Raw genomic sequence first — 11979 nt, forward strand, 5'->3', positions numbered from 1 at the left:
CTACGAATTGTAAAGAACCGCTATTTACGGTTCTTTACATATTTCTCTAACCACTGATCCTGTTCCCACAGTAAGTGTAGTATACTTTCTATAGCAGCATAGCCGTGGCTTTCTTTAGGTAATAACACCAGACGCGTTGGCGCACCAAAACCTTTTAGGGCATTAAAATATCGTTCACTCTGCATTGGGAAGGTACCCGAATTGTTATCGGCTTCACCGTGAATTAATAACAGCGGCGTTTTCATTTTATCAGCATGCATAAATGGTGACATGGTATTATAGACCCCAGGCGCATCCCAGTAGTTTCTTTCTTCACTCTGGAAACCGAAAGGAGTAAGAGTCCTGTTGTAGGCTCCGCTTCTTGCTATTCCCGCAGCAAACAGGTCGGAATGTGTCAGTAAGTTAGCCGTCATAAACGCACCGTACGAGTGGCCTCCCACAGCGACACGTTTTCTGTCGACGTAACCCAAAGCATCAACTGCGTCAATTGCAGCTTTAGCATCAGCAACAAGCTGCGGAATAAATGTATCGTTAGGTTCTTCTGTACCTTCACCTACAATAGGGAACGATGCATCATCCAGTACTGCATAACCACGGGTTACCCAATATACGGGTGAACCATAGTACGGATACGTAAAGTCGTTAGGGTTAGATGTCGTCTGTGCAGCACTGTTCTTATCCTTAAACTCTGCAGGGTAAGCCCACATGATCATCGGCAGCTTTTCCTTTTTGGTTTTATCATAACCTGCCGGAAGGTATAATGTTCCTGTAAGGTCAAGGCCATCTGCCCGTTTGTATTTTATAAGTTCTTTGCTAACGTTCTCGATCTTTTTAAAAGGATTCTCAAAAAACGTTACCTGCGTAGGCTTCTGTTTTTTAATGTTATTGATGTAGTAGTTAGGATATTGGTTTTTAGATTCCATCTGAACCAGTACATCACCTTTTTTAATATCTATAATACTATTGATAGATTCTTTCCTGTCTGTGTATTTCGATTGATACAGGCGTGTTTTCTTTTTTGTTTTCAGGTCGAACTGATCTATGAAAGGAAATTGTCCTTTGGCAGTAAATCCATCACCGGTAAGGTAGGCGTTGTTGCCTTCCAGATTTAAAACGTAACGGCCCCACTGGTTTCTTTTAGTATCAAAATTACCCGGGTCGCTATACACATCCTGATAATTGTAATCGAAAATAATTTCAGGTTTTTGTGACGCATCAGACGGGTTAAAAATGTAGTTTTTTACATTTCGCGTATTCCACCAGTTATCACGAAGTATGGCAATTTTATCATTACCCCATGTAATGCCACTGTAACGGTTAATGGTTTTTACAAGGCTCTTAGGTGTGCCTGTAAACGGAGCGCCAACCTCAAATACTTCATCCCTAAACGGAACTTCCACGGCAGGGTCGCCACCATCCAGTGCTTCAGCCCAAATAATAGTAGCAGGTTTGTCGGCTCTCCAGGTAATATCCCTTTTGCCTTTTTGCTCAGCCATAAATCCTTTAGGCATATCTTCAATAAGAGGTTTTTCATTGAAGGTGGTTACGGTCTTTCCTGTACTATCGTAAATAACGCTTTTGTTAGGGAAACGATCCAGTGTAACAATATAAGAGAATGGTTTTTGTAATGTTGTAGCCATTACATAATTTCCATCGGGTGAAAAGCTAAGTCCGCCATACATTGCTGCTGGAGCCCATGCCGACTTTTGTCCGCTAAGGCTAACCTTTTGCAGTTCGGAAGTGGTAAGCGACTCGAAGTTGGCTTCGTCGTTTTTATTTTTAAGCAGATCCTGATACGTCCTGTTCTGGGCTTTTGTGCCATCACTTACGGTAACGGTTGGCCCCGCAGGAATTGCATCTGTAGTATTGATAAGTGCTGGCCTGTTGGCAGGAAGCACTTTTACAAGCAGCGCGCTGCCATCTCTAAACCATGTAACAGGGTTACCCATATTGGCGTTAAGGTTGGCTTCAGTAAGTTTTTTGGCTTCAAGGGATGTAATATCCAGCACCCATGCTTCGACTCCAGTAGCAGTAGTATTGGTAAACGCCATTTTGGTTTCATCTGGCGACCACGAGAAATTGGCAAGCTTCGGGTTTTGCGGAAGTCCTTTTACCTGCACAGGTTCTTTGTCTTTCAGTTTTTTATATTTCAGGTTGTTCACATAGGTAACAGTACTTGAGATATTTGTTTTCGGGTTGATGCGAAGTCCGCCCAGTTTTAATTCGGTTTCAGAAAGATCAGCTAGTGTTTTGTAGGCGTTGCGGTACATAAGCAGCATGTGGTTGTGCTTGCTGTCCATATTCACAGACGGTGCCCTTTCTACATCTACAAGTTCAAGTATTTCTTTAGGAGGCTTTTGGTAGGTTACGTTTTCCTGTGCCTGAAGGCCAAGCCCTGCCAGCACAAAAAGCAGTGAGGTAACAAGTATTTTCATGTCTGATTAATTAGGTTGATGCTATATAAGTAGTTATTAACGATTTGTTGTTACATTAATTTTAGTTAATATATTAAAACGTTATAAAATAGCATAAGTTAAAAATTAACGGGTGTTTGCAATTTAATTTTAAGGAATGTTTACTTTTACAGTCTTATTTTTAATAAAATAACTAATACATGTATCATTCAAAAATTTCAGGCTTAGGCTATTACGTTCCGGAAAATGTTGTAACCAACGATGATCTTTCAAAGATCATGGAAACCAATGATGAATGGATACAGGAACGTACCGGTATTAAGGAAAGAAGACACGTGATAAAAGGCGATGGCGATACTACAACCACTATGGGGGTAAAAGCTGCCAAAATTGCCATAGAGCGTGCAGGTATAGATAAAGAAGACATCGATTTTATAGTATTTGCAACCCTTAGCCCCGATTATTATTTTCCTGGGCCGGGCGTTTTGGTACAAAGGGATCTAGGGATGAAACGTACTGTTGGCGCGCTCGATGTGCGTAACCAGTGTTCAGGGTTTATCTATGCGCTTTCGGTTGCCGATCAGTTCATAAAAACCGGTATGTATAAAAATATACTTATCATCGGTTCAGAATTACATTCTACAGGCCTTGATATGACAACGAGAGGCCGCGGTGTCTCTGTTATTTTTGGTGATGGCGCAGGAGCGGCAGTTTTAACCCGCGAGGAAGATACAACTAAAGGTATACTTTCTACGCATCTGCACTCTGAAGGACAGCATGCCGAAGAACTTTCGCTTATTGCACCCGGTATGGGCAAGCGTTGGGTAACTGATATTATTGCAGATGCAGATCCTAACGACGAGAGTTATTTCCCGTATATGAACGGACAATTTGTATTTAAAAATGCAGTGGTTCGTTTTAGTGAGGTCATCAATGAGGGGCTTAAAGCGAATAACCTTGAGGTAAGCGATATTGATATGCTTATTCCGCATCAGGCGAATTTAAGGATAGCACAATTTATTCAGCAAAAATTTGGATTAAGCGATGATCAGGTATATAATAATATCATGAAATACGGTAACACTACCGCAGCATCTATTCCTATTGCGCTTACAGAAGCATGGGAGCAGGGAAAAATTAAAGAAGGCGATACTGTTGTATTAGCGGCTTTCGGTAGCGGCTTTACATGGGGTAGCGCTATTATTAAATGGTAATCTTCTAGTTTAAAAATTTTAAAGTCATAAAGTCAGCTACTGTTGCTGAATATATATAATTCCGCTTTTAGTCTTTCAAGGATTAGAAGCGGAATTTTTTTATCCCTGAGTGAAGCTTGCTCTCCTCTCCATCGGAGAGGGGCTGGGGGTGAGGATTGTTTTTTTAATCTTAGCGAACCTTTCTCTCTTGAGAAGGGCAGTGGTGTGTTTTATTTAATATTTTTGGTGTAAATAGTTATTAATGTCGAAATTCAAACTAAAATATATGTTCTGGCTTTTTCTCTTTGTACTTGTGGGTATTGCTGCATGGTGTTTTTATCCGGGTAAACCGCTGCCAAAAGGTAGAACCATCGATAAGCTTGTGGTGTATAAGTCCAAACGTAAAATGGAAGCGTATTCTGCTGACAAGCTTTTAAAAACCTACACTATAGCACTGGGTAAAAATCCTGTAGGGCATAAGCAGTTTGAGGGCGATAACAAAACTCCCGAAGGATTATATATTATAAATGCCCGAAACCCAAAAAGTGGTTATCACAAGAATCTGGGGGTGTCTTATCCCAATACCGCTGATAAGGCATACGCCGAAAAACAAGGCAAATTACCGGGCGGGCATATCAAAATTCACGGACTGCGAAACGATAGCGGTTACATTGGTAAATTTCATCGTTTTAAAGACTGGACAGCAGGCTGCATTGCAGTTACCAATGCTGAGGTGGATGAGCTTTATACAGCCGTTAAAAAAGATGCCGAGATAATTATTCTAAAATAGTTTTCAGATACGGTATCTAATTTCCCCCTTTGGGGGTTAGGGCGCTAAAAAACAAAACCCCGGGCGCAACTCCCGGGGTTTTTACTAACCTAAACCTAATTTAATATGGAGATCATATTAAGCTGTATGCAGTAGTGGTGTTTCTAGAACATTCCGCCGCTGCTTTGTTTTGTATTGTCTTCGCGTTGTTTACGTGCCATTGCCCTGTTTTTACCGCCACCAAACATATAGTTGATGCCAAAGTACACAGTGCGGCTTTCCCATCTGAATTCGCCCTCCTGAGGAAAAGGATTTCTTGAATCAAACCCGTAACGCATGGTTTTAAACATATCGCTAAAGCGAACGCTAAGTGTCATTTTGTTGTCAAGTAACGTATAACGTGCGCCACTGTCAATTTTATACATGTCCTTCGAGTTGTTCTGAACACCGTTTACAGGACCTCTATAGAAGCCGAAAAGGTTAAGGCTAAAGCGGTTGTTGATTTTGAAATTACTGTTTAGCCTTGCATTGAATGCATTAGCGGTAATGCTTTTAATTTCGGTTACAAATGTGTCGTCTGCCTGTTCAATGTTTACAACCCCTTTTTGTGATATACTCGAGAAATCAATAGCCGGCTGAATGTCAAGCCATTTTGCTATTTTATAGTTAGCAGATATTTCAAAACCAAAAGCATTGTTGTGGTTAAAATTGCTGTAACTCATTATCTGGTCCTGCGTGTTTTCTGTACTTTCGTTAGGATATAAAACCCTGCTGATCTCGTCGTTTATCAGTCTGTAAAAAACACCTCCTGTAATAGAGGATCCCTGTCCGAACATTCTTGTGTAATTGATCTCTACAGAGTTGGTGAATTGTGGTTTCAGTTCCGGGTTACCCAAAGAGGTTACAAGCGGTGTAGCAAATTCCCTTATTGGTTTTGTCTGGTCAAGGCTTGGCCTGTCTACACGGCGGCTATAACTGAACTGAAGCATATTCTTTTCGTTAAGGCTGTACGTTAAGTAAGCAGAAGGATAAACGGTAATATAGTCATCTTTAAAAGCTGTACTTCCGTTATAATTTGCATTAACCTTGTAGCTTTCAAAACGCGCACCTAACTGGTAGCTGAACTTCTCAAACTTCTGCCCGAAAGTTGCATACGCCGAATAAATATCCTGATCGTAGGTGTAGCCTACATTTTGCTGATCAGCCGGGATAAGCGGGTTCGAAGAATTATATGCATTATCAGAACGTATAAGCCTTGCTTCTGCACCTAACTCTAAAGTTGATTTTTCACTTAACGGGTTAACGTAGTCAAGGTTTAAAGTTGTGTTCTGACGTTTATCTATAACATCATCATTATACAATACAGCTGCAGCATTACCTGTTGTAGTGGTATAGTCTACATACTGAGTATCTTTTGAGTCGTTGTAATTTCCTTCAAAATCAAGCGTATGGCCTTCTTTTTCAAATTTATGCTTGAATGCAAGGTTGTATGAGTTATTATGGTTGTCGCTGTCAATTAGTGATAGCTGCGAAATGTTGGGGGTGTTTTCTCCCGGTCCATATAAAATGTTGGCTCCAATGCTTGCTTTTCCACTTCCGTAGTTCTGGTTGGTATATGCCGATAATGTATTATTGTCGTTGATATAATAATCCATACCAAATTTACCAAGTACACTTTCGTTATCGTTGATAACATCAATTAGCTGGTTAGAGTCGATATCCAGACGGTTTACAAACCCGTCATTAAAGTACTTACCGGAGTTGCTTCCTGCTGTACCAAAAAAGTTGATCTTACCGGTACGGTAGTTCATATCTACCGAGTTGTTTACTTTAGGCGTTTCACCAAAAGTGATACCTGCATTAAAGCTACCGTTAAAGCCATCGTTAGCGTTTTTATGAAGGACGATATTAATAATACCGCTCATACCTTCGGGATTGTACTTTGCACTAGGGTTAGTGATAAGCTCAATCTTTTTTATAGATGTAGAAGGTATTTGCTTTAACAGCTGTGCAGGGTCAAGGTTTGTAGGCCTTCCATCTACCAATACCCTTACATTAGTATTGCCTCGCAAAGAGATATTGCCATCCTGGTCTACATTCACCGATGGTATGTTATTCATAATTTCCGAAGCTGTTCCGCCTGCAGTAGTAAGATCACGCCCAACAGTAATTACTTTACGGTCAAGTTTCTGTTCTATAGTGCTTACTTCTTTAACGATACTTACTTCGTCCAGAGTGGTAGCTTCTTCCTTAATGGCAATAGTGCCAAGGTTTACCGACTTTGCTGCATCGCTTAACGCTGCGGTAAGGTTTTGGGTTTTGTAACCCATAAACTGGATTTCTACAGCTACACTTTTAAGTGGAATGTTCTTAACGGTAAATGTTCCGTTGTCTTCGGTAATGCCGCCACCTATAACAGTGCCGTTTTCCTTTACTACAATACTCACGTAAGGCAGCGCCTCTTTAGTCGTATTATCGATTACTTTTCCGGTAATGCTGCCTTGGTTTTGGGCAGTCATTGTCATGATGCTCCCGAGAAGAAGCATGCACAAAAATTTCAATTTCATGTTCGATTAGATTTGATGATGATTTTGAGGGTAAAGCACAGCGGCTAAAATGAAACTGCCATACTATTACCTGTCGATGCAGCATTGATTTTATTTAACTTTATCACTTCTGCATTTACCCATAAGACACAGGAGAGCCTGTTTTGTTACAAAAAAATGTAAAAAAAGTTTTATTTAGAGTCATGAAAAATAATAAGGCGATAAGATTTTCTAACTTTACAGGAGGTAATTTGTTGATTATAACGCATTTTAATTAACAGATTATTTAGGTTTTTTCCCTTCAAAAGGATGCCAAATATGTTTATCTTTGCACGCTTAAAAAAAATTATAGTACAATGTCAATATCAAAAATCCTTACTTTCCAGATAGAAAAAGCTATAGATGCTTTGTTCGGCGTAACTGTAGAAAAAATAGAACTACAGGCTACACGGAAAGAATTTGAGGGCGATGTTACTATGGTTATTTTTCCGCTTCTTAAAGTTATAAAGGGTAGCAACCCTGCCGAACTTGGTGGTAAAATAGGGCAGTACCTTGTAGATAATACAGTAGCGGTAGAGAAGTTTAACGTGGTGGGAGGTTTCCTTAACCTTGTTATTGCCGATGCTTACTACATCAACTATTTTAATGAGATTAAAAACGATGACAAATTTGCCTATCCGGCACCTGCCGAAAATGGTAAAGCTGTTATGGTAGAATATGCATCGCCAAATACAAACAAACCGCTTCACTTAGGCCACGTGCGTAATGTGCTGTTAGGATATTCTGTAGCAAATATTATCGAGGCATCGGGTAAAAAAGTATACAAAACCCAGGTTATTAACGACAGGGGTATACACATATGTAAGTCGATGCTTGCTTACGAGAAATTCGGACATAATGAAACTCCGGAAAGTGCCAACATTAAAGGCGATAAGCTTGCGGGAAACTACTATGTAGAATTTGATAAGGCTTACAAAAAAGAAATAAGCCAGCTGATGGAAGCAGGCGCTACCGAAGAAGAAGCAAAGAAGAAAGCTCCGATTTTACTTGAAGCACAGGATATGCTTCGTAAATGGGAGGCGGGTGATGCAGAGGTAATGGCACTTTGGAACAAAATGAATGCGTGGGTATACAAAGGTTTCGAAGAAACGTATACCAACATTGGTGTGAAATTTGACCAGAATTATTACGAAAGCAATACATACCTTTTAGGTAAAGATGTTGTTGCTGATGGACTTGAGAAAGGCGTTTTTGAAAAAGATCCTGATGGTTCGGTTTGGATCGATTTAACGTCTGATGGATTAGACCGTAAGATCGTTTTGCGTTCTGACGGTACATCGGTATATATAACACAGGATATCGGTACGGCTATTCAGCGTGTTAAAGATTTTCCTGATGTTGGCGGTATGGTGTATACTGTTGGTAATGAACAGGATTATCATTTTAAAGTGCTTTTCCTTATCCTTAAGAAATTAGGGTTCGACTGGGCACAGCACCTGTACCACCTGTCTTACGGAATGGTTGACCTTCCGTCAGGAAAAATGAAAAGCCGTGAAGGTACTGTTGTAGATGCAGATGACCTTATGGCTGAAATGACCGCTACTGCAAAAAGCATTTCTGAAGAATTAGGTAAGCTGGAAGGCTACTCTGATGAAGAGAAAGGCAAATTATATGAAACTATTGGCCTTGGCGCCCTTAAATATCAAATGCTTAGGGTAGATCCTAAGAAACGTATCTTGTTTGATCCTAATGAGTCTATCGACTTTAACGGAGATTCGGGTCCGTTCATTCAAATGTCGTATGTAAGGACAAGGGCAATTTTGCGTAAAGCAGACTTCGATCTTGAACGTAACATCACCACAGTACCGTTGCATGCTAAAGAAAAAGACCTTATTAAACAGGTTGAGTTATTTGGTACTGTAGTGCAAAATGCTGCACAATTGTACAGTCCGGCTATCATTGCCAATTATGCCTACGACCTTGCTAAAGAATTCAGCTCTTACTACCAGGTAGTTTCTATACTTGGCGAAGAAGATATGGATACTAAAGTATTTAGGGTACAGCTTTCTAAAAAAGTAGGTGAAACCATTAAAGCGGCTTTCGGCCTGCTGGGCATCAATATGCCCGAGCGCATGTAATTTTATAAATCAGCCATTCTTGTGAGCCAGAATAAGTCCTATTTTTTTCAGTCTTATGCCATTATAGTTATATCTGTAGTGTCGCTTATGGTATGTAAGCAGTATCTGCCAAGGAAAATTTTTACAGAAACTACCGGCAATACCAAAAATGTAGTGGTTGACAGCCTCGCACTGGAAGCAGTTGCCGAAGAAGGCGATACTATTTCTGCAAACGATACGCTTAACAAAAACAGCCAGATTAGTTTTGAGGCTGTAAACGGTATAAAATTCCCTACAGAAAATTTCGACGATTATAAAGGCTATCAGCACCTTGTTGTCTTTTACGAAAAGCTGCTTCAGCTTGAAACTAAAAAGCAGGGTAATGTGAGGATTGCCTATTTTGGCGACTCTATGACAGATGGCGATATGATCGTAAAAGAATTCAGGAGCAGCCTGCAATCACGATTTGGTGGGGAAGGAGTTGGTTTTGTAAATATCACATCAGAATCGGCACCGTCAAGAAGCACGATATCACACCAGTTTTCGTCGAACTGGAAAACCTTATCTTACCTGAATGTAAAATATCCTAAAAAACCATTTGGTGTAAACGGGCACGTGTTTTTTGTAAAGAAAGATACTGTAGACCCTATCTGGGTTAAATATAAAGCCAGCAATGTTGGCCATCTTACCATGTTGAATAACCCAACACTTTTCTACGGAAAATCGGGGAACAAATTTGGTGGGGTAAACTTTATTGTTGGAAAAGATACTATTCATAAAAAGCTGAACCCTGTAAACAAAGTAAATACGTTAAGTGTTGGTATGGGCGATCTTAAATCATTCAAAGCACAGTTTACGGCGTCAGATTCAATTCCGTTCTACGGTTTTAATTTTGACGATGGCAAAGGTGTACACGTAGATAACTTCTCTAACAGGGGGAATTCCGGTTTGCCTATTGCAACGTTTGATACCAGTGTAATGCAGTCTTTCAACGACAAGCTGGGTTATGATCTTATTGTTCTTCAGTACGGTACCAATGTACTTAACTACGGTTCACTGAACTATACATGGTACGAAAGAAAAATGACTAGGGTTGTTGAGCACTTAAGGGAATGTTTTCCTGGCGTGGCGATACTTATTATTTCTACTGCCGATAAATCTACCAAGTATGACTTGGAGATGAAAACCGATTCTGCTGTTGTGCCGTTAACACGTGCGCAACGTAAATATGCAGTAAATACCAATGCAGCTTACGTAAACCTTTACACCCTGATGGGAGGCGATGGATCTATGGTGAAATGGGTGGAAGAAGCACCGGCTATGGCAAACAAAGATTACACGCACTTTAATTTCCGCGGAGCGAAAAAAGTATCAGACCTTATCTACAAACAGATAAATGACGGCTACGAAAAATATAAAACCCTTAGAGGCCACAAAGCTCCTGAGGCTAAAAAGCCTGAACCTAAAAAACAGGATTCACTAATTCACAATACCGACTCTACGAATGCACAATAAGCTCGTTGCCTTTTTTTTACTGCTGTTGTGCTATTCCGCTACAGCCCAGGTTGATTCTACCGAAGTAGATATCGACTCTGTGTTTGTAGATATGGTTGCCACAGATACTACCGAGATTGTTACCGGTAAAAATATTATTACCAACACTTCTTCAATGAAACTGTTTTTCTACAAGCTGCAACAGCTGGATATAGAAAAAAAGGGCAGGATAAATATCGTTCACATTGGCGATTCTCATATTCAGGCCGATTTAATGACAGGTGTTGTCCGTAAAAAATTACAGGAGCGTTTTGGTAATGCAGGTAACGGATTTACGTTTCCGCACAGTCTTGCCAGGACAAACGGTGGGCATTATGTGCGTTTTAATTCTAACGCCTCATGGCAAACCCGACGAAATATATATTCACCCGAGGATGGAATGAATGTAGGTCTTAGTGGTATTGCACTTAAAACACGTGAAAATTTCGTTGTCGAACTAAATGTACGTGACAGCTCTTATGATTTTAATACCATAAAAATAATCACGCCAAAAAATAAGCCCGCTTTCGACTTGGCTACAAGTTCTAAGACTATTGTTTTAGAGTCTACAGTACCCAAAAAGATAACGCACAAAATTAAAAATGGTGAGGTGTTAGGGAGCATTGCAAACAAATATGATGTTAGTATTACCCAGTTAAAAAAAGCAAATGGGTTAAAAAGTGATAACATCAGGGCGGGAAGGATATTAAAGATCCCTACCAGCCAGATGCAGAAAAAAGAAATTAAACGGTCGGAGTTTATTCCACTGCAGCTAACGGCTGATGCATTAACGTATAACTATCATAGCGATAAGGCTCTGGATAAAATGTACCTGCTTCCAAATAAAGAGTATAAAGAATATACGCTTAGTGGATTAATATTGGAAAAAGATGATTCGGGCATTGTGTACCACAGCATAGGAGTGAACGGAGCTAAATGTTCTGACTATAATAAATATCCTTTGTTCTTTGAACAGCTTCCGGCGCTTCAGCCAGATTTGGTTATTATATCATTAGGAACTAACGAGTCATTCGATAAAATGGGCACGCCTACTTATAAAGACCAGCTTAACACTTTTATAGAGAATGTAAAGGCTAAGAACCCGGATGCGGCTATATTAGTAATGACGCCGCCACCATCATTATTCAGGAGAAAATACCCAAACACTTTTGCAGCAGACTATGCTAAAGGAATTTTAGGGCAGGAAGTAGAAAAAAATTATGCTACCTGGGATTTGTTTTCTGAAATGGGTGGGCTTTTTAGTGTAAACAGAAATGCTTCGCAGGGATTAATGAGTACCGACAGAGTACATTATTCTAAAGATGGATATGAGAAACAGGGAATGCTTTTTAGTGCATCTCTGCTAAATGCATACGACAATTTTAAACTTAATAACGGAAACTAACT

General features: G+C 40.0%; 7 protein-coding genes. 5 read left to right on the forward strand and 2 right to left on the reverse strand.

Annotation, left to right across the window (positions count from 1 at the left end; all coding sequences use genetic code 11):
• Nucleotides 1-20: 20 nt before the first annotated feature.
• On the reverse strand, nucleotides 21-2435 hold the full coding sequence (locus ALW18_14220; protein ID AOE53574.1) for an aminoacyl peptidase: 2415 nt from the start codon (nucleotides 2433-2435) through the stop codon (nucleotides 21-23).
• Nucleotides 2436-2614: 179 nt separating this feature from the next.
• Here ALW18_14220 and ALW18_14225 point away from each other — a divergent pair, with 179 nt between their 5' ends.
• A complete protein-coding gene (locus ALW18_14225; GenBank protein AOE53575.1) occupies nucleotides 2615-3628 on the forward strand; it encodes a 3-oxoacyl-ACP synthase in 1014 nt (337 codons plus the stop codon).
• Between the two features lie 265 nt (nucleotides 3629-3893).
• Nucleotides 3894-4397: a hypothetical protein gene (locus ALW18_14230; protein AOE54426.1), complete on the forward strand. Its 504-nt coding sequence runs from the start codon at nucleotides 3894-3896 to the stop codon at nucleotides 4395-4397.
• A 143-nt stretch (nucleotides 4398-4540) separates the two neighbouring features.
• Here the strand turns inward: ALW18_14230 and ALW18_14235 are convergent, their stop codons facing one another.
• Nucleotides 4541-6943: a TonB-dependent receptor gene (locus ALW18_14235; GenBank protein ID AOE53576.1), complete on the reverse strand. Its 2403-nt coding sequence runs from the start codon at nucleotides 6941-6943 to the stop codon at nucleotides 4541-4543.
• Between the two features lie 335 nt (nucleotides 6944-7278).
• On the opposite strand from ALW18_14235, the gene ALW18_14240 reads away from it, so the two are divergent.
• The 3 genes from ALW18_14240 (at nucleotide 7279) to ALW18_14250 (ending at nucleotide 11977) form a co-directional block, all read left to right on the forward strand.
• Entirely contained in the window at nucleotides 7279-9060 is a 1782-nt protein-coding gene (locus ALW18_14240) for an arginyl-tRNA synthetase (protein ID AOE53577.1), read from the forward strand.
• Nucleotides 9061-9147: 87 nt separating this feature from the next.
• Nucleotides 9148-10554 carry a hypothetical protein gene (locus ALW18_14245; protein ID AOE54427.1) on the forward strand — a complete coding sequence of 469 codons (1407 nt, stop codon included), beginning with the start codon at nucleotides 9148-9150 and terminating at the stop codon, nucleotides 10552-10554.
• Nucleotides 10544-11977: a peptidoglycan-binding protein gene (locus ALW18_14250; GenBank protein ID AOE53578.1), complete on the forward strand. Its 1434-nt coding sequence runs from the start codon at nucleotides 10544-10546 to the stop codon at nucleotides 11975-11977. Before ALW18_14245 ends, ALW18_14250 begins: the two co-directional genes overlap by 11 nt.
• Nucleotides 11978-11979: the final 2 nt, after the last annotated feature.

Origin of the sequence: Flavobacterium psychrophilum, from assembly GCA_001708385.1 — a bacterium.
Classification (GTDB): Bacteria; Bacteroidota; Bacteroidia; order Flavobacteriales; family Flavobacteriaceae; genus Flavobacterium; species Flavobacterium psychrophilum_A.

What these genes read in the sequence shown, in the direction of transcription:
- ALW18_14225 (AOE53575.1), top strand. Translation starts at nt 2,615, where the DNA reads ATGTATCATTCAAAAATTTCAGGCTTAGGCTATTACGTTCCGGAAAAT.
- ALW18_14240 (AOE53577.1), top strand. Translation starts at nt 7,279, where the DNA reads ATGTCAATATCAAAAATCCTTACTTTCCAGATAGAAAAAGCTATAGAT.
- ALW18_14230 (AOE54426.1), top strand. Translation starts at nt 3,894, where the DNA reads ATGTTCTGGCTTTTTCTCTTTGTACTTGTGGGTATTGCTGCATGGTGT.
- ALW18_14250 (AOE53578.1), top strand. Translation starts at nt 10,544, where the DNA reads ATGCACAATAAGCTCGTTGCCTTTTTTTTACTGCTGTTGTGCTATTCC.
- ALW18_14235 (AOE53576.1), bottom strand. Translation starts at nt 6,943, where the DNA reads ATGAAATTGAAATTTTTGTGCATGCTTCTTCTCGGGAGCATCATGACA.
- ALW18_14220 (AOE53574.1), bottom strand. Translation starts at nt 2,435, where the DNA reads ATGAAAATACTTGTTACCTCACTGCTTTTTGTGCTGGCAGGGCTTGGC.
- ALW18_14245 (AOE54427.1), top strand. Translation starts at nt 9,148, where the DNA reads ATGGTATGTAAGCAGTATCTGCCAAGGAAAATTTTTACAGAAACTACC.